The following is a 21,637-nucleotide window of genomic DNA, read 5'->3' as shown; positions in this document are numbered from 1 at the left end:
CCCAACTGATCCACGACCTGAAGAACGCGAACCCGCGGGCGCGGATCCACGTCAAGCTGGTCTCCGAGGTCGGTGTCGGCACGGTGGCCGCCGGCCGGGCCGGCGGCGGGGCCCGCCGCTCATCCGGCCTTGCCCTCGGCGAGGGTGTGGGCCACCAGGGCGTTGGCGTGGCCGTGCCCCAGGCCGTGCTCGGACTTGAGCCAGTTGACCAGTTCCATGTGCTTGGTCAGCGGCGAGGAGCGGATGAGGTCCTTCCACTCGGCGATCGCCCGGCCGTACTTCTTCTCGATGGAGGGGAAGTAGCTCGCGGGGCCCTTGGCGGCGGCGGTCATGGCGGGTGCCTTCCTGTGGCGGACGCTGTCGTGTGTGATGACTGACGCCGGAGGGCGGACTCATCGCTCGGACGGGGGCGATTTCGCGCCACTCCCCGGGCCGGCCCCGAAGGACAACGATCCGGCAACGGGCCCTTGCGGTCGGCCCGTGTAATCGTTTCCAATCGTTTGTGTAATCGATTCCACGAGGAGGTGCGGCGATGGCGAGCATCAAGGACGTCGCCGCCGTGGCGGGCGTGTCCGTCGCCACGGTCTCGCGCGTCCTGAACGAGCACCCGTCGGTCAGCGCCGACGCACGCGCACGCGTGCTGGCCTCCGTCGAGGCACTGGGCTACCGCCCGAACGCCGTCGCCCGGTCCCTGCGCACCCACCGGACCCGCACCCTGGGCCTGGTCATCAGCGACGTGCTCAACCCGTACTTCACCGCGCTGGCCCGCTCCGTCGAGGAGGAGGCCCGCACCCTCGGCTACAGCGTGATCATCGGCAACGCGGACGAGCGGCCCGGCCTCCAGGACCACCACGTACGGACCCTGCTCGACCGCCGTATCGACGGCCTCCTGGTCTCCCCCACCGACGGCGGCTCCCCGCTGATGCTGGACGCCGCGCGCGCGGGCACGCCGATGGTGTTCGTGGACCGGTGGATCGAGGGCGTGGACGTGCCCGTCGTCCGCTCGGACGGGCCGGCGGCGGTACGGGATCTCGTCGCGCACCTGTACGGACTCGGCCACCGGCGGCTCGCGATCATCGCGGGCCCCGCGGCCACCACCACCGGCCGCGAGCGCGTCGAGGCGTTCCGCGAGGCGCTGGCCGCCCACGGCCTCCCGCTCCCGGACGCGTACGTCGGCCAGGGCGACTTCAGGGCCGGGAGCGGCCGGCGAGTCACCGAGGGCTTCCTCGGGCTGCCCGAGCCTCCCGAGGCCGTGTTCGCCGCCGACAACCTGATGGCGCTCGGCGCGCTGGACGCCATCCGCGCGCGCGGGCTGCGGGTGCCCGACGACATCGCCCTGGCCGCGTTCGACGACATCCCGTGGTTCCCGCACACCGACCCGCCGATCACCGCGATCGCCCAGCCCACCGGCGAGCTGGGGCGGGCCGCCGTACGCGCCCTGGTCGACCGGATAGCGGGACGGCCCGCGCGGTCCGTCACCCTCCCCGCCCGGCTGGTCGTACGCCGCTCCTGCGGCGAGCCGGGCGGCGACGCGGTGGCGGCGGCCTGACCGGTTTCCGCCAGTCGTCCGGGCCCCCTCATGAATCAGCCCCGGGCCCCCTCGTGGATCAGCCCCGTAAGGAGAGAGCGCACATGTACGACTACGACCTCCTGGTCGTGGGGTCGGCCAACGCCGACCTGGTGATCGGTGTCGAGCGGCGGCCCGCCGCCGGGGAGACGGTGCTCGGTTCCGATCTGAGCGTCCACCCCGGCGGCAAGGGCGCCAACCAGGCCGCGGCCGCCGCCCGGCTCGGGGCCCGGACGGCGCTGCTGGCCCGGGTCGGCGACGACGCCCACGGCCGGCTGCTGCTCGACGCCCAGCGCGCGGCCGGGGTCGACCCGGCGGGCGTGCTGGTCGGCGGGGCGCCGACCGGGGTCGCGCTGATCACGGTGGACCCGTCCGGCGACAACAGCATCGTGGTCTCGCCGGGCGCCAACGGCCGGCTCACCCCCGAGGACGTCCGCGCGGCCGGGGCCCTCCTGCGCGCCTCCCGGGTGGTCTCGGCGCAACTGGAGATCCCGCTGGAGACGGTCGTGGAGGCGGTGCGGAACCTCGCGCCGGGCAGCCGCTTCGTGCTGAACCCGTCGCCGCCGCGCCCGCTGCTGCAGGAACTCCTGAAGGCCTGCGACCCGCTGATCGTGAACGAGCACGAGGCGAAGGTGATCCTGGGCGGCGCCGAGGCGGGCGACACCCCCGAGAGCTGGGCGCGGGACCTGCTTGCCCTGGGCCCGCGCTCGGTGGTGGTCACGCTGGGCGGCGAGGGCGCGCTGGTGGCGTCCGCCGACAGGGTCGCCCGGGTCCCGTCCGTGAAGGTGGACGCCGTGGACACCACGGGCGCGGGCGACGCGTTCACCGCGGCGCTGGCCTGGCGGCTGGGCGCGGGCGCGTCCCTGGAGGAGGCGGCGGCCTACGCGGCCCGGGTCGGCGCGGTCGCCGTCACCCGGCGGGGCGCGCAGGAGTCCTACCCGACGGCGGCGGAGGTCGACGCCCTTTGAGGGGGGTGGGGTGTCCGTCTTGAGCGGGGTGGGGCGTTCCTCTTGAGCCGTGCGGGGCGTCCGACTTGAGCCGTGCGGGTGTTCGTCCGTGGCCCGTCCGGGGGTGCGGCGCCCGGACGGCTTCGAGGGGTCCCGGTCCGTCGACCCGCCCCCTCGGCTCTTCGCCTGCGTCGGACGGTCATCGGATCACGTGATCCACGAACCGGTCCGCCGTCTCCGCCAGTACCTCCCGTCCGTCCCGGGCCCACAACTCCTCGTTGAACAGCTCGACTTCGATGGCGCCGGTGTAGCCGGCCGCCTCCACGTACCGCTTCCACTCCCGCATGTCGATCGAGCCGTCGCCGATCTGGCCGCGACCGTTGAGCACACCCTCGGGCAACGGGGTGGTCCAGTCGGCGAGCTGGAAGGTGTGGATGCGGCCGCCCGCGCCCGCCCGCGCGATCTGCTCCGGAGCGGTGTCGTCCCACCAGATGTGGTACGTGTCGACGGTGACGCCGACCTGGCCGGCGGGGAAGCGCTCGGCGAGGTCGAGCGCCTGGGTGAGGGTCGAGACCACGCAGCGGTCGGCGGCGTACATGGGGTGCAGCGGCTCGATGGCCAGGCGGACACCGCGCTCGGCGGCGTACGGGCCGAGGACGGCGAGGGCGTCCGCGATGCGCTCACGGGCCCCATGCAGGTCCTTGCTGTCGGCGGGCAGTCCGCCGGAGACCAGCACCAGCGTGTCCGTGCCGAGCGCCGCGGCCTCGTCGATCGCCGCGTGGTTGTCGCCCAGCGCCTCGGCCCGCTCGACCGGGTCGATCGCCGTGAGGAAGCCGCCCCGGCACAGGGTGGTGACGGTGAGGCCCGCGTCCCGTACGAGCTTGGCGGCGGCCTCCACCCCGTACGCCCGCACCGGTTCGCGCCACAGGCCTACGCCCGGCACTCCCAACTCCAGGCAGGTGTCCACCAGTTCTGGCAGTGACAGCTGCTTGACCGTCATCTGGTTGATCGAGAAGCGTTCCAGGTCCGCGCTCATTGGTTCACCCCGTACAGCGACAGCAGGTTCTTCATCCGCTCCTCGGTGAGCTTCGGATCCGGGAACAGGCCGAGTCCGTCGGCGAGTTCGTAGGCGCGGGCGAGGTGCGGCAGGGAGCGGGCCGACTGGAGGCCGCCGACCATCGTGAAGTGCGCCTGGTGCCCGGCGAGCCAGGCCAGGAACACCACGCCGGTCTTGTAGAAGCGGGTGGGAGCCTGGAAGAGGTGCCGGGACAGTTCGACCGTGGGGTCGAGCAGGCCGCGGAAGCCCTTGACGTCCCCGGTGTCCAGGACCCGTACCGCCTCGGCCGCCAGCGGTCCGAGCGGGTCGAAGATGCCGAGCAGCGCGTGACTGAAGCCCTGCTCGTCGCCGGCGATCAGCTCCGGGTAGTTGAAGTCGTCGCCGGTGTAGCAGCGCACGCCCTGCGGGAGTCGGCGGCGCAGGTCGATCTCCCGCTGGGCGTCCAGCAGCGAGATCTTCACGCCGTCGACCTTCTCGGGGTGGGCGGCGATGACCTGGAGGAAGGTGTCGGTGGCCGCGTCCAGGTCGGCCGAGCCCCAGTAACCCTCCAGGGCCGGGTCGAACATGGGGCCGAGCCAGTGCAGGATCACCGGGTCGGCGGCCTGGCGGAGCAGGTGGCCGTAGACCTCCAGATAGTCCTCCGGGCCCTCGGCCGTGGCCGCCAGGGCGCGCGAGGCCATCAGGATCGCCTGGGCGCCCGCCTCCTCCACGACGGCGAGCTGCTCCTCGTACGCGGCCCGGATCTGCGCGAGCGAGCCGCCGGTGAGCTGGTCGGTGCCGACGCCGCAGGCGATCCGCCCGCCGACGCCGCGGGCCTCGGCAGCGGACCGGCGGATCAGCTCGGCCGCGCCCGCCCAGTCCAGGCCCATGCCGCGCTGCGCGGTGTCCATGGCCTCGGCGACGCCGAGCCCGTGGGCCCACAGATGGCGGCGGAAGGCGAGGGTGGCGTCCCAGTCGACGGCGGCGGGCGAGTCGGGCGACGCGTCGGCGAACGGGTCGGCGACGACGTGCGCCGCCGAGAAGACGGTGCGGGAGGTGAAGGGCGTGCCGGGGGTGGGGGCGAACGGCTCGGTGCGGGGCTCGTAGGTCCGCAGCGCCCCGCCCGCGCCGGGCAGTCGGATGGTCACGGCTGGATCTCCGGTACGTCGAGGCGGCGGCCCTCGGCCGAGGACTTCAGGCCCAGCTCGGCCAGTTGGACGCCGCGGGCGCCGGCGAGCAGGTCCCAGTGGTAGGGGGCGTCCGCGTAGACGTGCTTGAGGAACAGCTCCCACTGGGCCTTGAAGCCGTTGTCGAAGTCCTGGTTGTCGGGCACCTCCTGCCACTGGTCGCGGAATGCCTCGGTGGCGGGGATGTCGGGGTTCCAGACCGGCTTGGGGGTGGCGGAGCGGTGCTGGACGCGGCAGTTGCGCAGGCCGGCGACGGCCGACCCCTCGGTGCCGTCCACCTGGAACTCGACGAGTTCGTCGCGGTTGACGCGGACCGCCCAGGAGGAGTTGATCTGGGCGATCACGCCGCCCTCCAGCTCGAAGACGCCATAGGCGGCGTCGTCGGCGGTGGCCTCGTAGGGCTTGCCGTTCTCGTCCCAGCGCTGGGGGATGTGGGTGGCGGCGAGGGCCTGTACGGAGGTGACCCGGCCGAACAGCTCGTGCAGCACGTACTCCCAGTGCGGGAACATGTCGACGACGATGCCGCCGCCGTCCTCGGCGCGGTAGTTCCAGGACGGGCGCTGGGCGTCCTGCCAGTCGCCCTCGAAGACCCAGTAGCCGAACTCGCCGCGCACGGACAGGATCCGGCCGAAGAAGCCGCCGTCGATCAGCCGCTTCAGCTTGAGCAGTCCGGGCAGGAAGAGCTTGTCCTGGACGACGCCGTGCTTGACGCCGGCCTCGCGGGCGAGCCGGGCGAGCTCCAGGGCGCCCTCCAGGCCGGTGGCGCTGGGCTTCTCGGTGTAGACGTGCTTGCCGGCGGCGATCGCCCTCTTGATCGCCTCCTCGCGGGCCGAGGTGACCTGCGCGTCGAAGTAGATGTCGACGGCCGGGTCGGCGAGGACGGCGTCCAGGTCGGTCGAGACGTGCTCCAGGCCGTGCTTCTCGGCGAGCGCCCGCAGGGCGTGCTCGCGCCGGCCGACCAGGACCGGTTCCGGCCACAGCACGGTGCCGTCGCCGAGGTCGAGTCCGCCCTGCTCACGCAGGGCGAGGATCGATCGGACCAGATGCTGGCGGTACCCCATGCGACCGGTCACGCCGTTCATGGCGATCCGCACCGTCTTGCGTGTCACGTCAGTCCCTTCGTACGCGGTCCACGCGCCGCGTACGCCCCCGGTGGTCGCACTGGTGAGCGTTGCAGCAAGCGCTTTCTATACACAGAGAAGCTAGCCTCTGGACAGCGGTCCGGACAAGAGCCCGTCCAGGACGTGCTGGTTCGAGGGGGCGAACGGGTGGGCCGGGTGGCCGTAAGGTCTGCTCGACACCCTGAGCGGCCGCATCCCCGACGGCGGGCCGCGGGTGACACGTACCGGCTGAGCACGGCACGTACGAGGACGAGATGCGCGACCGGAGGACGACGAGATGACGGTGACCCTGGCGGACGTGGCGGCCCGCGCACAGGTCTCTCCCGCGACGGTGTCGCGCGTGCTGAACGGCAACTACCCGGTCGCCGCCTCCACCCGGGAGCGGGTGCTGAAGGCGGTCGACGAGCTGGACTACGTGCTCAACGGCCCCGCGAGCGCGCTCGCCGCCGCGACCTCCGACCTGGTCGGCATCCTGGTGAACGACATCGCCGACCCCTTCTTCGGGATCATGGCGAGCGCCATCCAGTCGGAGATCGGCGGCCCCGGGGGCCGGGCCGGCGGAGAGCGGCTGGCGGTGGTCTGCAACACGGGCGGCTCACCGGACCGCGAGCTGACCTACCTGACCCTGCTGCAACGGCAGCGGGCGGCGGCGGTGGTGCTGACCGGCGGGGCCGTGGAGGACGCGCCGCACGCGGCGGCGGTCTCGGCGAAGCTGCGCAAGCTGGCCGACGCCGGGACGCGCGTGGTGCTGTGCGGGCGGCCGCCGGCGCCCGGCACCCAGGCGATCGCGCTGGCCTTCGACAACCGGGGCGGCGGACGGCGGTTGACGGAGCATCTGATCGCCCTGGGCCACCGGCGGCTCGGCTACATCGCGGGTCCCGAGGAGCGGACGACCACCCGGCACCGCCTGGAGGGCCACCGGGAGGCGCTGGCGGCGGCGGGCATCGAGGACGACCCCGGCCGTACGGTCTACGGCCGGTACGACCGCTCGTCCGGCCACGAGGGCACCCTGGAGCTGCTGCGCCGCGACCCGTCCCTGACGGCGGTCGTCGCAGCGAACGACTCCGTCGCGCTGGGCGCCTGCGCCGCACTGCGCGAGTCCGGTCTGCGCATCCCCCAGGACGTCTCGGTGGCGGGCTTCGACGACCTGCCCTTCAGCGTCGACACGGTCCCCGCCCTCACGACGGTCCGGCTGCCGCTCGCGGAAGCGGGGGCGCGCGCGGGCCGCATCGCGATGGGCCGCGAGGAGCCGCCGCCCGGAGGCGTCGCGACCATCCCGGGAGAGCTGATGGTGCGGGGGTCCACGGGGGCACCGCGGGGGGCCTGAGGCACGCGCGAGCCCACGGGGACCCCGCGACGTGAAGCGCCGCGCAGGGGTGAGACATCGCGCGGAGGCGGAGGCACCTGGCGGGACGGGAGACGTCCCGCAGGGCAGGAGACACATCCCGCAGGACGTGAGCGCGGGGCGTGAGGCACCGAGCGAGTCCACGGGCACACCTCGCGGGACGTGAGACACACGAGAACCCACGGGGACCCCGCAACGTGCGGCGCCACGGGGTGAGACACCGCGCGAGACGGAGGCATCTGGCGGGGCGTGAGACGTCCCGCGGGACTTGAGGAGCGCGGGTCGTGCGAGCACCAAGCGGCGCGTGAGACGCCGTACGGGCGTGAAGCGCCGCTCGGGGCGTGAGGCACTACGCGAGGCGTGAGGCACCGGGGGGCGTAAGACGCCGCGCCGCGCGTGAGGCACCGCGCGAGTCCACGGGCGCACCGCGCGGGGCGTGTGGCGGAGCGAGGCCGAGGCGTGGACGGGTGGTCGTTGCGGGGATAGCCTCGGGGTGAGCGGTTTCTCTGACTGGGTCAAGTATCCGGGCTGTCCGGGCCGGTGGCGGAACCGTGCCCGTCTCCCACCCCTCGCCTATGGGGGCCCCACATGACCGTCCAGGACATCCGCGCGTTCAACCGCTTCTACACCAACGCCATCGGCGCCCTCGACTACGGCCGCCACCTCTACGCCCCCTACACGCTCACCGAGTCCCGGGTGCTCTACGAACTCGCGCACGCGCCCCGGACCGACGCGGCGGACCTGCGGGCCGAACTCTCGCTGGACGCCGGGTACCTGAGCCGGATCCTCAACAAGTTCGAGCGGGAGGGGCTGGTCGAGCGCGGGCCGTCCGAGCGTGATCCCCGGCGCCGGAGCGTCGCCCTCACCCCGCGGGGCAGGGAGACCGGCGGCCTGCTGGAGGAGCGGGCGCGGGAGTCCGTCGGCCGGCTGCTGCTCTCCGTACCGCCGGCGGACCGGCCGCGGCTGGCGGACGCGATGCGCACCGTACGGGAGATCCTGTCCGAGGGGCGGGCGCCCCGGCCGGAGGACGTCGTGCTGCGCGGGCCGGGATTCGGCGACCTGGGCTGGATCGTGCAGCGCAACGGCGCGGTGTACGCCGCCGAGTACGGCTGGAACGCCGGCTACGAGGGCCTGGTGGCGAGGATCGTCGCCGGCTTCGCCGAGGACCACGACCCGGACCTGGAGCGGGTGTGGATCGCCGAGCTCGACGGGCGGCCGGTGGGATGCGTGATGTGCGTACGGGACGAGGCCCCGGCCACCGCCCGGCTGAGGCTGCTGCTCGTCGGGCCCGAGGCGCGCGGACTGGGCATCGGCGACCGGCTGGTGCGTGCGGTCGTCGACTTCGCGCGTGGGGCCGGCTACCGGGACCTGGTGCTGTGGACCAACGACGTGCTCGGCAGCGCCCGCCGCATCTACCAGCGGCACGGCTTCGTCCTGGTCTCCGAGCAGCCGCACCACTCCTTCGGCAAGGATCTGGTGGGCCAGGACTGGCGGCTGAATCTGGGCGAACCGGGCGCATGACGGGTAGGGTCCCTGCCCATGAAGTTCGCCTTCTCCACCCTGGGTGTGCCCGGTCTGCCCGTACCGGACGTGGTCCGGCTCGCCGCCGCGCACGGCTACCACGGTGTCGAACTGCGCGCCCACCCCGAGGAGCCGGTGCACCCGGGACTCGGGGCCACTGAACGGGCCGAGGTGGCCGCCGAGTTCGAGGCGGGCGGGGTCGGGATCCTGGGGCTCGCCGGGTACCCGCGGGTCGCCGCGCCCGGCGACGACGCGGCCGTGGATCGTGAGATCCGCGAACTCCTCAAGCTCGCCGGAGACTTGGGCGCTTCCTTCGTGCGGGTGTTTCCCGGCGCGGATCCGCGGCGGCCGGCCCCGGAGGGCGACGCCCTCGCCGCCCGGCGGCTGGCGGCCGTCGCCGGACACGCCGCCGACCTGGGCGTCCGCATCCTGCTGGAGACCCACGACTCGCACCGCACGGGCGCGGACGTCCTGCGCGTCCTCGGTCCGGTCGGCCACCGCCAGATCGGCGCCCTGTGGGACGTGATGCACACCTGGCTGGGCGGCGAGCAGCCCCCGGAGACCTTCGCCGCCCTCTCCCCGTACCTCGGCTACGTCCAGGTCAAGGACATCGCCTCGGCCGACGACACGACGCCCCTCCCCCTGGGCGCGGGTGCCCTGCCGCTCGCCGAGTGCGTGGAGGTCCTCACCCGCCACGGCTGGGACGGCTGGCTGTGCTGGGAGTACGAGAAGCGCTGGTACGAGGCGGCGGCACCGCTGCCGGACCTGCTCGGTCCGGGGCGGGAGCATCTGGCCCGGCTGCTGACCGAGTCGGCCTGACCCAGTGCCCCGGCAGGCAACGTTCGCCCGTCAAGGAGCGGCGTCCGGTGCCTGCTCTGGGGGTCCCCCTGCTCGAAGAGCTTGGGGGAGTGCCGGCCGGAAGTCCTCGTACTGGACGTACTTGGGCTTTCGACCGGTGCGGCGAGTGGGGGTCCCCCCTGCTCGAAGAGCTCGGGGGAGCGTGCCGGGCGTCGCGACGTGGCGAACGTTGCCTGTTGGGGCACTAGTGCTGCGACCGGACCGCCACCGGTGGTGCCGCCGGCCTCACCGCGGCAGCCCGGCGAGGTGCGACGGCTCGGGGCCTTCGGCGTGGACGGCGGTCTCCGGGGCCGGGGCCGGCGGCTGCTCGCGGCGGCGGCTCGGTGCGAGCGAGGTCAGCGCCACCCCGCCGACCAGCAGCGCCGCCGCGCACCAGCGCAGGGGGCTGACCGATTCGCCGAGGAAGAGCGCCGCCGAGGACATGCCGAAGACCGGGACCAGCAGTGAGAACGGCGCGACCGTGGAGGCCGGGTGGCGGCGCAGCAGCCACCCCCAGGCGCCGAAGCCGAAGACCGTGGTGATCCAGGCGACGTAGAGGACCGTGCCCGCGCCCTGCCAGTCCAGGGCGCGCAGCGCGGCCAGGTCCCGGGAGGGGCCCTCCAGCAGCAGCGACAGGCCGAGCAGCGGCAGGACCGGGACGGTGCTCACCCAGACCATGAAGTTCAGTGCGTCCGGGGAGGTCGCCTTGCGGGTCAGGACGTTGGAGACGCCCCAGCAGGCCGCCGCGGCGACGACGAGCGCGAAGGCACCGAGGGGGCCCGCGGTGCCCTCGTCCACGGCCGCGACGCCGATGCCGACGAGTGCCACGCCCATGCCCAGCACCCGTACGCCCGTGGGCCGTTCGCCCAGCACCAGGAAGGCGAACAGGGCCGTGAAGACCGCCTGGATCTGGAGCACCAGGGAGGAGAGCCCGGCGGGCATCCCGGCGTCCATCCCGACGAACAGCAGCCCGAACTTGGCGACGCCGAGCACCAGTCCCACCGCCACGATCCATTTCCACGCCACCTTCGGCCGGCCCACCAGGAAGACGGCGGGCACCGCGGCCGCCAGGAAGCGCAGGGCCGAGAACAGCAGGGGCGGGAAGTGGCCGAGGCCGACCTCGATGACGGTGAAGTTCACACCCCAGACGGCGGCGACGAGGACGGCGAGCAGGACATGGGCAGGTCGCATGTACCGAGGATCACTTCCGCGGACCGTGAAGCACCAGCGATGATTGCTGCACCATGGAGTGAAGCACTGCTAACCATTCGCCCGTCGGAGGAACCGTGCTCGATCTCCAGCGTCTGCGCGCCCTGCACGCCGTCTCCGTGCACGGCACCGTCGGGGCGGCCGCCGCCGCGCTCGGGTACACCTCGTCGGCGGTGTCGCAGCAGATCGCCAAGCTGGAGAGGGAGACCAGGACCGTACTCCTCGAACGCGAGGGGCGCGGGGTGCGGCTCACCGACGAGGCACACCAACTGGTCGTCACAGCAGGAGAGTTGCTGACGCTCGTGGAGCGCGCCGAGACCGAGCTGGAGAAGCGGCGCGGGGTGCCCGCCGGGCGGCTGCTGGTGGCGGCGTTCGCCTCGGCGGCGCGCGGGCTCATGCCCCGCGTCCTCGCGGACCTGGCCCGCCGGCATCCGGCCCTGGACGCCCGGCTCAGCGAGGTCGACCCGCATCTCTCGGTGAACCTGGTCGCCAAGGGCGCCGTCGACCTGGCCGTCGCGCACGACTGGGACATCGCCCCGCTGCCCGCGCCGTCCGGGGTGGAACAGGCCGTCATCGGGGACGACTTGTGCGACCTGCTGGTGCCGGCCGGGCACCCGTTCGCGGGGCGGACGGGGGTACGGCGCGAGGAGCTGGGCGGCGAGCGGTGGATCTGCCAGCCGCCGGGCCGGGTGTGCAGCGACTGGCTGCTGCGCACCCTGCGCGCCGCCGGGCACGAGCCGAACGTGGTCCACCAGGCCGACGAGAACCCGACCCTGGTCGCCCTGGTCGCCGCGGGCCTGGGCGTCGCGCTGATCCCGCGCCTGGGCAGGGGCCCGCTGCCCGAGGGGGTCGTGGAGGTGCCGCTGGACCCCATGCCCGTACGGCGGTTGTACGCGCTGTGGCGCACGGGCGCCGCCCGGAGGCCGGCCATCGCGGAGACGGTGCGCACCCTGCGGGAGCACTGGCCCGAGGTGTCCGCCCACACGCCCCGCTGAGCCCCGCTGAGCCCTCGCGGCCACATCCGCACCGACGTGTGGGAATCCGCGCCCGGCCGGGAACCCGCCCCCGCTCCCGCCCGTCCAACCGGCGAGCTGCCGGAGGAGTCCGCGCGGTGCGGTGTCGGCCTCGCCGACGGCCGGCGGTCGCCGACCACCCTCTCCTCCGCACCGCGGTCGGCAGCCCGCCGCCGTCGGCGCGCCCCCCTCCGGCAACGCCGGCGGCGGCCCCCACCGGTTCCTGTGCACTCCCTTGACTGGCAGAAACTTCCCGGATATTGGTGACTCCTCGGAAGTTTCCTTCAGTGGTACTCCAGCCGATCTCCTCCGGAAGGGGCGCACGTGCACGACACCAGCACGGGAACCACCGCACTTCCCTCCAGACGTACCCTCCTCGCCGCCACCGCCGGCATCACCGCCGCCCTGGCGGTCCAGGGCACCGGCACCGCCCACGCCGCTTCCCACAACGACCAGAAGCTGCGTGCCCTCATCTCCCGGATGACGCTCGAGGAGAAGGTCGGCCAGCTCTTCGTGATGCGGGTCTACGGCCACTCGGCCACTGCCCCGACTCAGGCCGACATCGACGCCAACCTCAAGGAGATCGGCGTCCGCACGGCCGCCGAGCTGGTCGCCAAGTACCGCGTCGGCGGCATCATCTACTTCGCCTGGGCCAACAACACCAAGAACCCGCACCAGATCGCCGACCTGTCCAACGGGATCCAGCAGGCGGCCCTCGGGCAGCCGCGCGGTCTGCCCCTGCTCGTGGCCACCGACCAGGAGCACGGCATCGTCTGCCGTGTGGGCAAGCCCGCGACCCTCTTCCCGGGCGCCATGGCGATGGGCGCGGGCGGCTCGCCCGCCGACGCCCACACCCTGGGCCGAATATCCGGCGCCGAGCTGCGCGCCCTCGGCATCAACCAGGACTACTCCCCCGACGCCGACGTGAACGTCAACCCGGCCAACCCGGTCATCGGCGTACGGTCCTTCGGCGCCGACCCGGACGCGGTGGCGGGGCTGGTGGCCGCGGAGGTGAAGGGCTACCAGAGCTCCAAGGTGGCGGCGACCGCCAAGCACTTCCCCGGGCACGGGGACACCGCCACCGACAGCCACTACGGCTTCCCGGTCATCACGCACAGCCGCGAGCTGTGGGAGAAGCTGGACGCGGTGCCGTTCCGGGCCGCGATCAAGGCCGGCATCGACTCGATCATGACCGCGCACATCCAGTTCCCGGCGCTGGACGATTCCGGCGACCCGGCCACTCTCTCCCACCCGGTCCTCACCGGCATCCTGCGCGGCGAACTCGGCTACGACGGGGTCGTGGTGACCGACTCGCTCGGCATGGACGGCGTGCGCACCAAGTACGGCGACGACCGGGTGCCGGTGCTGGCGCTGAAGGCGGGCGTGGACCAGTTGCTCAACCCGCCCTCGCTGGACGTGGCCTGGAACGCGGTGCTGAGCGCGGTGCGCGCCGGCGAGCTGACCGAGGCCCGGCTCGACGAGTCGATCCTGCGCATCCTGCGGATGAAGGCGAAGCTGGGACTGCTCGACGACCCCTACGTCAGCCAGGCGGACGTCGACCGCGTCGTGGGCATCGGCACCCACCTGGCGGCGGCCGACCGCGTCGCCGAGCGGACCACGACCCTGCTGGCCAACGAAGGCCGCCTGCTGCCGCTGTCCCGCCGCAGCCACAACAAGCTGCTCGTCGTCGGCGCCGACCCCGCCTCCCCGTCGGGCACCACGGGCCCGCCCACCGGAGTGCTCGCCGCCGCCCTCACCGAACTCGGTTTCCAGGCCACGGCGTTGTCGACGGGCACCGCCCCGTCGGCGGCGACCATCGACAAGGCGGTGGCCGCGGCACAGGACGCGGACGCGGTGGTGGTCGGGACGTACAACGTCACGGCGGGCAGTTCCCAGAAGACGCTGGTGCAACGGCTCGTCGCCACCGGCCGCCCGGTGATCGCGGTCGCGATCCGCAACCCCTACGACATCGCCCACCTTCCCACGGTCCCGGCCTACTTGGCGGCCTACTCCTGGACCGACGTGGAACTGCGCGCCGCCGCACGGGTGATCGCAGGGCAGGTGCGGCCGCACGGCAGGCTCCCGGTGCCGGTCCAGCGGGCGGACGACCCGGCGCAGGTCCTGTACCCCATCGGGTACGGCCTGTCGTACTAGCCGCCCTCGCGCGCCGGGCGTACGGCGCTTACGCCGCACCCCCGGCGCGCCACCGCCAACTGGCCCGAAGCACCCCGCACGCCTGGCGTGGCCCCGCTGTGGCGGGCCACGCTGGGCCGGGGGGTGGACCGGGGGATGGCGATGCGCGGGAAATGGTCCGTGGGGGTGACGTGCGCCCTGCCGGCGCTGCTCGTGGCTCTGCTGACGGGCTGCGGGCGGCCGTCCGGGTCCACGAGCGGCCAGGAGCGGGGCGGCGCCCCGGCCTCCGCGCGGCCCTCCGGTCACGGCGCGGTGTTCCTCGGCCTGGGCGAGTGCAGTTCCTTCGGCACGACGAGCTTCACCGAGGTGCCGTGTTCCGGGGAGCGGGCTGCGGCCCGGGTGATCGCCCGCCACGACGGCCGGCCCGGCGACGGCCCGCCCTGCCCGCCGGACACCGACTTCGTCCTGCACATCGGCGCCCAGCCGGCCGCCCCCGGCCAGGAGGGCGGCGCGATCCCGCGGGGCTACGCCTGCATGCGCAATCTCCAGCCGCCACACCCCGGCGACCCCGGCGGCGGGGGCGGCCCGCGCACCGTCGTCGGCGACTGCCTCTACAGCTCCGGCCGCGGCCAGGTCCGGGAGACCGCGTGCGACGGCACGGGCAGGAGGAAACCGGAGTACCGGGTGACGCGGGCGGTGCGCGACCGCGGCCAGTGCCCGGCGTCGACCGCCCTGTACGTCCGGCTCGGCGGCGACGAACCGGTGGGCTGCGCCCGGAAACTGTGACTCCGGGCGCAGCCCACCAATGGATCAGCGCGTGTCGATCAGCGCGTGTCGATCAGCGCGTGCGTGTCGGCGGGTGCCGACCGGCGCGTCACGGCCTGAGCGCGGGCTCGCGCTCCACGTCCCGCACGTCCAGCTTCGCGTCGAAGCCGGCCAGCGGCTTGGCCACCGACGGGTTCACCTGGACCGCCGGGGTGGCGACTCCGGCCCACTTGAGGATCTTCGCCGTGGCGAGCGCCTTCTCGTCCGCCACGAGACCGGCGACGTTCGCCCCGTGGTTCATGCCGGGCGCCGTGAACACGTACGAGTCCCGTGCCCCGTTGCCGAGGCGGAACGGCTCCGCGCCCCACGGGTCGTTCTGCCCGTACACGAAGAGCATCTGGTTCGCGTGCTGGCGCACCCAGGTGTCCACGTCACGCATCGCCGACGGCTGGAACTTCATCGGGATGGACCGCGGCACGTAGTTGCGCGGCGGCTGGTAGCCGTAGCGGATCAGCTGCTTCTCGATGTGCGGGAACTGGATCGTCGGCGCGCCCAGCTGTGTGCCCGCCTGGTAGTAGTACGGCGTGTACTGCTCCAGGCCCTGGTCGGTGTAGGCGGAGAACCCGGAGTGGGTGTCGACGGTGTCCCAGATCTGCTGGTCGGTGGCGTTCTTGGCGTCGGCCGGGATGGTGTCGCAGTTCTTCAGCAGGCTGTACTGCCAAAAGCCCCACACGTAGTCGAGGACGACGGCCTCGTACGCCTTGTCGAGGTTACCGACGGTGGTGAAGGTGTAGCCGTTGTCGGCGGCGTACGTGGCGTACTTGTTCTCCAGCGACTCCCGGCGCACCAGCGCCTCCCGCTGCACGCCGTTCAGCCGGTCGCGGCACTCCTTGGTGCCGACGGTGGCGAAGAAGCGGTCGTAGGCGGAATCTTCCTTGTTGACCACGTCGTTGGGCGCGACGTAGGCGACCACGCCGTCCATGTCACCGGGGTAGAAGCGCTTGTAGTAGGTGGCCGTCATGCCGCCCTTGGAGCCGCCGGTGGCGATCCAGTTCTGCGAGTAGACCGGCTTCAGCGCCTGGTAGATGCGGTGCTGGTCACTGGCGGCCTGCCAGATGTCGAGCTTGGACCAGTCGGCCGGGGCGGGCCGGGACGGGGTGAAGAACCGGTACTCCATGGAGACCTGGTTGCCGTCCACGATCTGGGTGGGCTCGCGGCGGCTGGGGGTCGTGGAGACGTTGTAGCCGCCGGTGTAGAAGACCGTCGGGCGGTCGACTCCCTTGTGCAGCACGGTGATCCGCTGCTCGAAGGTGCCCTTCGAGGGGTCGCGGTGGTCGACCGGCTGGGTGTAGTTGAGGACGAAGTAGCGGTAGCCGGCGTAGGGCTTCTCCTGGATCAGGCTCATGCCCGGAATGGCCAGGAGCTGGTTCAGGATGTCGGCTTCCGTGCTGCTTGCGGGGCCGTTCGTGGCCTCCGGCTGGGCCGCGGTAGCCACCCCCGCCGTGCTCAGTGTGCCGATGGACACCGTGAGCGCGAGCAGCCATCTGAGCGCCTTGCGCATGCACCCTCCCTATGAGACAGATGTTCGCCGGAAGCTATCGGAGCAACTCGGGTGCACACCAGGGGAGCAGGGAAAATACCTGAACGTGTTTCAGCGGTTCAGCACAGGATCCAGTCCGTGTGCACCGACTTCGACCCCACCGATCCGGCGACCCGCACGCACCGGTGGCCCGCGTGCACGGTGACCGGGCCGGCGTGCTGGGAGTAGCGGCCCTTGTCGGTGACCGGGCGGTTGCCGCGGGCCTGCACCGTCACCGACATCGGCCGTTTGGGGCCGGGTTTCCTGGTGACGGTGAGGGCGCAGACGTAGCCGTCGCGCTTGTGGACGTGGACGGTGCCGGTGGCGAAGGAGAGCGTTCTGACCTCGCGGCCGGCGCAGGCGGTGGCTGCCTGGGCGGTGCCGGGCGCGGCGAACGCCAGCAGCACCGCCCCGGTCAGCACGGCCACGAGCGGCAGCGGCCGCCGGCGTATCGCAGCACTGTCCACGGTCCCCCCTGACGTGAGCGTACAAGCGTACGGATGTACGGACGCGGCCCGAGGGCCGGATGGTTGCGCCCGCGGGCTCAGCGGGACGTGCTGACCTGCTCCTCCGACTCGGGCGCGCCGACGAACGTCCGCCACAGCTCGGCGTACCGCCCGCCGCGGGCCAGCAGTTCCTCGTGCGTGCCGTCCTCGGCGACCCGGCCGTGGTCCATCACCACCACCCGGTCGGCGCGGGCGGCCGTCGTCAGCCGGTGGGCGACCACCAGTGTCGTACGGCGGCCCGCGAGCCGGTCGGTGGCCTGGTTGACCTGTGCCTCGGTGGCCAGGTCGAGCGCGGCGGTCGCCTCGTCGAGGAGCAGCACGTCGGGGTCGACGAGTTCGGCGCGGGCCAGCGCGATCAGCTGGCGCTGACCGGCCGACAGATTGCGCCCGCGCTCGGCGACCTCGTGCAGATAGCCGCCCTCCAGCGTGGCGATCATCTCGTGCGCGCCGACCGCGCGCGCGGCTGCCTCCACCTCGGCGTCGGTGGCGTCGGGGCGGCCGTAGGCGATGGCGTCGCGGACGGTGCCCGGGAAGAGGTACGCCTCCTGCGGCACGACCCCGAGCCGGTGCCGGTACGCGGTGAGGTCCAGCGCCCTGAGGTCCGTGCCGTCGACGGTCACCCGGCCGCCGGTCGGGTCGTAGAACCGGGCCACCAGCTTCACCAGGGTCGATTTGCCCGCGCCGGTCTCGCCGACGAAGGCGACGGTCTGTCCGGCCGGGACGCGCAGGTCGACACCGGTGAGTGCCGCCTCGCCCGCCTCGGCGGCGCCGTACCGGAAGTGCACGTCCTCGAAGGCGATCTCGCCGCGCAGGGCGGCCACGTCGAGGGGCTCGGCGGCGGACTTCGTGGACGTCGGCTCCCGGAGCAGTTCCCGGATGCGGCCCAGGGAGACGGTCGCCTGCTGGTAGCCGTCGAAGACCTGGGAGAGCTGCTGGACGGGCGCGAAGAACAGGTCGATGTAGAGCAGGTACGCCACCAGGGCGCCCGTGGTCAGCGTGGCCGCCTCCACCCGGCCCGCGCCCGCGATCAGCACCGAGGCCGCCGCGACCGAGGACAGGAACTGCACGAACGGGAAGTAGACCGAGATCAGCCACTGGCCCCGGATCCGCGCCTGGCGGTAGCTGTCGCTGCGCTCGGCGAACCGCCGCCCGCCGTCCCGCTCGCGCCGGAAGGCCTGCACGATCCGCAGCCCGGCCACCGACTCCTGGAGGTCGGCGTTGACCACCGACACCCGCTCACGGGCGAGCTCGTACGCCTTCACGCTCGCACGGCGGAAGAAGAACGTGCCGACGACCAGCGGCGGCAGCGTCGCGAAGACGACCAGCGCCAGCTGCACGTCGATCACCAGCAGGGCGACCATGATGCCGAAGAAGGTGACGGCCGAGACGAACGCCGTGACCAGACCGGTCTGCAGGAACGTCGACAGCGCGTCCACGTCCGTCGTCATCCGGGTCATGATCCGGCCGGTCAGCTCGCGCTCGTAGTAGTCCAGGCCGAGCCGCTGGAGCTGGGCGAAGATCTTCAGGCGCAGCGAGTACAGCACCCGCTCGCCGGTCCGCCCGGTCATCCGGGTCTCGCCGATCTGCGCCGACCACTGCACCAGCACGGCGAGCAGGGCGAGCAGCGAGGCCGCCCATACGGCGCCCAGGGCCATCCGTGTGACGCCCTGGTCGATGCCGTGCCGGATCAGGATCGGCAGCAGCAGGCCCATGCCGGCGTCCACGGCGACCAGGCCCAGGCTGGCCAGGAGCGGCAGGCCGAAGCCGCGCAGCAGGCGGCGCAGGCCGTAGGAGTCCTCCGGGCGGACGGCCCGCCCCTCGTCGATGTCGGGGGTGTCGTTCGCGGGCGGCAGCGCCGCGACCTGGGCGAGCAGTTCGGGGGTGGCGGGCATGCCGGCCATCGCCGTGTCCCGGGGCTCGCGGTCCCCCGCCCACAGTGTGGGCGTGATGCCGCGCTCGGCGTCGAACTCGGCGTCCAGTTCCTCCCGGACGGAGACGTCCTCCGGGGGCGCGGCGGGCTGGGCGTGGCCCGGCGAGACGCCGCCGAGCTCGTCGGGGTCGGTGAGCAGGCGCCGGTAGAGGGGGGACCGCTCCTGGAGCTCGTCGTGGGTGCCGATGTCGGCGAGGCGGCCATGGTCGAGGACGGCGATGCGGTCGGCGAGGTTCAGGGTGGAGCGGCGGTGGGCGATGAGGAGGGTGGTGCGGCCCTCCATGACCTGTGCCAGGGCCTCGTGGATCTCGTGCTCGACCCGGGCGTCCACGGCGGAGGTCGCGTCGTCCAGGACGAGCAGGCGCGGATCGGTGAGGATCGCGCGGGCCAGTGCGACGCGCTGGCGCTGACCGCCGGAGAGGGTCAGGCCGTGCTCGCCGACCTTGGTGTCGTAGCCCTCGGGCAGCTCCGAGATGAAACGGTCGGCCTGGGCGGCGCGGGCGGCGGCCTCGATCTGCTCCGGGGTGGCGTCGGGGCGGCCGTAGGCGATGTTGGCGCGGACGGTGTCGGAGAACAGGAAGGAGTCCTCGGGCACCAGGCCGATCGCGGCCCTGAGCGAGTCCAGGGTCAGCTCGCGCACGTCGTGGCCGCCGACGAGGACGGCGCCGTGGGTGACGTCGTAGAAGCGGGGCAGCAGCAGCGAGACCGTGGACTTGCCGGAGCCGGAGGAGCCGACGACGGCCAGGGTCTCGCCGGGGCGGATCTCGAAGGACAGCCCCTGGAGGACGGGCCGGCCGTCCTCGTAGCCGAAGGAGACGTCGTCGAACTCGACGGTCGCGGGGGCGTCGGCGGGCAGTTCCTTGGTGCCCCCGGTCAGGGTGGGCTCGGTGTCGATCAGCTCCAGGACGCGTTCGGTGCCCGCCCGGGCCTGCTGCCCGACCGTGAGCACCATGGCGAGCATGCGGACCGGGCCGACGAGTTGGGCGAGGTAGGCGGAGAAGGCGACGAACGTGCCCAGCGTGATGTGCCCGCGCACGGCGAGCCAGCCGCCGAGGGCCAGCATGGCGACCTGGCCGAGGGCGGGCACGGCCTGGAGGGCGGGGGTGAACCTGGAGTTCAGCCGGATGGTGCGCAGCCGCCCGGCGAACAGCCTGCGGCCGACGTCGCGCAGCTTGGCGGTCTCCTGCTCCTCCTGTCCGAAGCCCTTCACCACGCGTACGCCGCCCACCGCGCCGTCGACCACGCCGGCGACGGCGGCGGCCTGCGCCTGTGCGTACCAGGTGGCGGGGTGGAGCTTGGTGCGGCTGCGCCGGGCGATCCAGCCGAGGGCCGGGGCGACGGCGAGGGCGACCAGGGTCAGCGGCAGCGACAGCCAGGCCATGATCACCAGGGAGATCAGGAAGAGCAGTACGTTGCCGATGGTCATCGGCAGCATGAAGAGCAGGCCCTGGATCAGCTGGAGGTCGCTGGTGGCGCGGCCGACCACCTGGCCGGTGGACAGTTCGTCCTGGCGTCTGCCGTCGAGCCGGGTGATCGTCTCGTACATCTCCGTCCGCAGGTCGTGCTGGACGTCGAGGGCGAGTCGGCCGCCGTAGTAGCGGCGGATGTAGGTGAGGACGTAGACGACGAGCGCGGCGGCGATCAGGGCGCCCGCCCAGGGGGCCATACCGCGGCTGTGGCCGCCGATCACGTCGTCGATGATCACCTTGGTGATCAGCGGTACCAGCGCCGTGACGGCCATGCCGGCGAGCGAGGCGCCGAGGGCGAGGACGACGTCCTTGGGGTAACGCCAGGCGTACCCGGCCAGTCTCCGCGCCCACCCCGGCTGCGCTGCCACGTCGGTGCCTCCCTCAAGAGCTGATCTTCCGGAAGACACCAACGCGCACGGCGGCGGATTTCATCCCTCCGTGGCAGCGCGCCCGGCGGCGTGGGGATCACCCGCCGGAGGGGACCGCCACGAACGCCTCCTTCGGTGTGGTGGTGGGCACGTAGCGCACGGTGTTCGTCGTCGTGGGGACGAGGTCCTTGTGGATGGCCTTGGCGATGTTCTGGATGGTGGTGACGCCGTAGTTCATGGTGCTGTTGTCCTGGGTGAGCACCGTGATCATGTAGTCGCGGCCGGCGCCGTCGAAGGTGCCGACGCTGTGCACCCGCCAGCCGTGCGTGGAGCGCGACAGCCAGCCGTTCTTGACGTGCACGGCGACGGAGGACGGCGCCCCGGCGGGCGTGCCCCAGCGCTGGGAGGAGACGACCTGGCCCATGAGCTTGAGGATGTAGGCGCGGGAGTTGTCGCTCAGCACGGAGTTCTTCGCCGTGATCAGTGCGAGCAGCTTCTGCTCGTCGCGCACGGTGATCTGGGTCAGTCCCCAGTAGCCGTTCGCGCCGGGCTTGGTCTGCGTCATGCCGGCCGCGGTCAGGAAGCCCTTCACCTTCGTCACGCCCAGCTGCTTCCACAGGCTGGAGGTGGCGTTGTTGTCCGACTTGGTGATCATGGCCGTGGCGAGCGTGGACTCGCGGGTGGTGAGGTAGCGGTTGTGCTTCTTGGCGTCCCACAGCAGGGTGGCGAGGACGGTGACCTTGACCACGCTCGCCGAGTCGTAGGCGGTCGACTGGCGCAGCGTGCAGGTCGTGTTGGTGCCGCGATCGCGCAGACCGACGGCGATGGTGCCCTTGCGGCTCGCCATGGCCGCGGTGATGTCCTTCTGCAACTTGGCCGCCAGGCCTGCCTTGTCGGACGTGCAGCTGACCGTGGGTGCGGCGGCCGCGGCGGGCGGCGCGGCGGCCACGCAGGGAATCAGCATCCCGGCGCCCACGCCCGCCGCGAGCACTCTGGCGCGTCGGGTTGTCGAGTGAGTCATGTCCAGTTGACGTACGGGCTGCGGCGAATGGTTGTGCGAGTTGTCTGAGATTTGACCCACCGTTATCCACCAAAGAAAGGGTG

Annotated in this window: 17 protein-coding genes and 1 pseudogene; 9 read left to right on the top strand and 9 right to left on the bottom strand. The window is 72.8% G+C overall.

Annotated elements, in window-relative coordinates; translation table 11 throughout:
- Positions 1-5: 5 nt before the first annotated feature.
- Positions 6-101, top strand: a pseudogene (locus tag ABZ818_RS18665) (glutamate synthase-related protein); the annotation flags it as partial.
- A gap of 18 nt (positions 102-119) precedes the next feature.
- Here ABZ818_RS18665 and ABZ818_RS18660 read toward each other — a convergent pair.
- Entirely contained in the window at positions 120-332 is a 213-nt protein-coding gene (locus ABZ818_RS18660) for a DUF4287 domain-containing protein (RefSeq protein WP_361415561.1), read from the bottom strand.
- Positions 333-532: 200 nt separating this feature from the next.
- On the opposite strand from ABZ818_RS18660, the gene ABZ818_RS18655 reads away from it, so the two are divergent.
- Both ABZ818_RS18655 and ABZ818_RS18650 read left to right on the top strand, forming a co-directional pair.
- Entirely contained in the window at positions 533-1,549 is a 1,017-nt protein-coding gene (locus ABZ818_RS18655; RefSeq protein WP_361415559.1) for a LacI family DNA-binding transcriptional regulator, read from the top strand.
- Positions 1,550-1,632: 83 nt separating this feature from the next.
- Positions 1,633-2,535, top strand: coding sequence for a ribokinase (locus ABZ818_RS18650; RefSeq protein ID WP_361415557.1), 903 nt, complete (start codon positions 1,633-1,635; stop codon positions 2,533-2,535).
- Positions 2,536-2,713: 178 nt separating this feature from the next.
- On the opposite strand, the gene ABZ818_RS18645 is transcribed toward ABZ818_RS18650, so the two are convergent.
- The 3 genes from ABZ818_RS18645 to ABZ818_RS18635 are packed head-to-tail and all read right to left on the bottom strand — an operon-like array spanning position 2,714 to position 5,846.
- Positions 2,714-3,550 (bottom strand): sugar phosphate isomerase/epimerase family protein, encoded by an 837-nt coding sequence (locus tag ABZ818_RS18645; protein ID WP_361415555.1) that lies wholly within the window; start codon positions 3,548-3,550, stop codon positions 2,714-2,716.
- Positions 3,547-4,698: a dihydrodipicolinate synthase family protein gene (locus ABZ818_RS18640; protein ID WP_361415553.1), complete on the bottom strand. Its 1,152-nt coding sequence runs from the start codon at positions 4,696-4,698 to the stop codon at positions 3,547-3,549. The genes ABZ818_RS18645 and ABZ818_RS18640 overlap by 4 nt, the downstream gene beginning before the upstream one ends.
- Positions 4,695-5,846, bottom strand: coding sequence for a Gfo/Idh/MocA family oxidoreductase (locus ABZ818_RS18635; RefSeq protein WP_361415551.1), 1,152 nt, complete (start codon positions 5,844-5,846; stop codon positions 4,695-4,697). Before ABZ818_RS18635 ends, ABZ818_RS18640 begins: the two co-directional genes overlap by 4 nt.
- 289 nt (positions 5,847-6,135) lie before the next feature.
- Between ABZ818_RS18635 and ABZ818_RS18630 the strand changes: the two genes are divergently transcribed.
- The 3 genes from ABZ818_RS18630 (at position 6,136) to ABZ818_RS18620 (ending at position 9,543) form a co-directional block, all read left to right on the top strand.
- Positions 6,136-7,185 (top strand): LacI family DNA-binding transcriptional regulator, encoded by a 1,050-nt coding sequence (locus ABZ818_RS18630; protein ID WP_361415549.1) that lies wholly within the window; start codon positions 6,136-6,138, stop codon positions 7,183-7,185.
- Between the two features lie 606 nt (positions 7,186-7,791).
- Positions 7,792-8,724, top strand: a complete 933-nt coding sequence (locus ABZ818_RS18625) for a bifunctional helix-turn-helix transcriptional regulator/GNAT family N-acetyltransferase (protein ID WP_361415547.1) — start codon at positions 7,792-7,794, stop codon at positions 8,722-8,724.
- Between the two features lie 18 nt (positions 8,725-8,742).
- Entirely contained in the window at positions 8,743-9,543 is an 801-nt protein-coding gene (locus ABZ818_RS18620) for a sugar phosphate isomerase/epimerase family protein (RefSeq protein WP_361415545.1), read from the top strand.
- Between the two features lie 264 nt (positions 9,544-9,807).
- Here the strand turns inward: ABZ818_RS18620 and ABZ818_RS18615 are convergent, their stop codons facing one another.
- Positions 9,808-10,752 (bottom strand): EamA family transporter, encoded by a 945-nt coding sequence (locus ABZ818_RS18615; protein WP_361415543.1) that lies wholly within the window; start codon positions 10,750-10,752, stop codon positions 9,808-9,810.
- A 95-nt stretch (positions 10,753-10,847) separates the two neighbouring features.
- Here ABZ818_RS18615 and ABZ818_RS18610 point away from each other — a divergent pair, with 95 nt between their 5' ends.
- The 3 genes from ABZ818_RS18610 to ABZ818_RS18600 all read left to right on the top strand — a co-directional run bounded on the left by ABZ818_RS18610 (position 10,848) and on the right by ABZ818_RS18600 (position 14,702).
- Complete coding sequence (locus ABZ818_RS18610; protein WP_361415541.1) at positions 10,848-11,765, top strand: LysR family transcriptional regulator; 918 nt, start codon at positions 10,848-10,850, stop codon at positions 11,763-11,765.
- Between the two features lie 342 nt (positions 11,766-12,107).
- Positions 12,108-13,937, top strand: a complete 1,830-nt coding sequence (locus ABZ818_RS18605; protein ID WP_361415539.1) for a glycoside hydrolase family 3 protein — start codon at positions 12,108-12,110, stop codon at positions 13,935-13,937.
- Between the two features lie 141 nt (positions 13,938-14,078).
- Positions 14,079-14,702 (top strand): hypothetical protein, encoded by a 624-nt coding sequence (locus ABZ818_RS18600; protein WP_361415537.1) that lies wholly within the window; start codon positions 14,079-14,081, stop codon positions 14,700-14,702.
- Between the two features lie 88 nt (positions 14,703-14,790).
- Here the strand turns inward: ABZ818_RS18600 and ABZ818_RS18595 are convergent, their stop codons facing one another.
- From ABZ818_RS18595 to ABZ818_RS18580, 4 genes are all read right to left on the bottom strand, one after another.
- The gene (locus ABZ818_RS18595; RefSeq protein ID WP_361415535.1) at positions 14,791-16,242 is read right to left on the bottom strand and encodes a S28 family serine protease; all 1,452 of its coding nucleotides are present in this window, start codon (positions 16,240-16,242) and stop codon (positions 14,791-14,793) included.
- 98 nt (positions 16,243-16,340) lie between these two features.
- A complete protein-coding gene (locus ABZ818_RS18590; RefSeq protein ID WP_361415533.1) occupies positions 16,341-16,727 on the bottom strand; it encodes a hypothetical protein in 387 nt (128 codons plus the stop codon).
- A gap of 77 nt (positions 16,728-16,804) precedes the next feature.
- Positions 16,805-20,533 (bottom strand): ABC transporter ATP-binding protein, encoded by a 3,729-nt coding sequence (locus tag ABZ818_RS18585; RefSeq protein ID WP_361415531.1) that lies wholly within the window; start codon positions 20,531-20,533, stop codon positions 16,805-16,807.
- Between the two features lie 97 nt (positions 20,534-20,630).
- A complete protein-coding gene (locus ABZ818_RS18580; protein WP_361415529.1) occupies positions 20,631-21,554 on the bottom strand; it encodes a serine hydrolase in 924 nt (307 codons plus the stop codon).
- Between the last annotated feature and the right edge of the window lie 83 nt (positions 21,555-21,637).

Origin of the sequence: Streptomyces sp. NPDC047453, from assembly GCF_040643155.1 — a bacterium.
In the GTDB taxonomy this organism is placed as follows: Bacteria; Actinomycetota; Actinomycetes; order Streptomycetales; family Streptomycetaceae; genus Streptomyces.
Note: the sequence above shows the minus strand (reverse complement) of the source record. Positions and strands in the feature narration are given on the sequence as shown.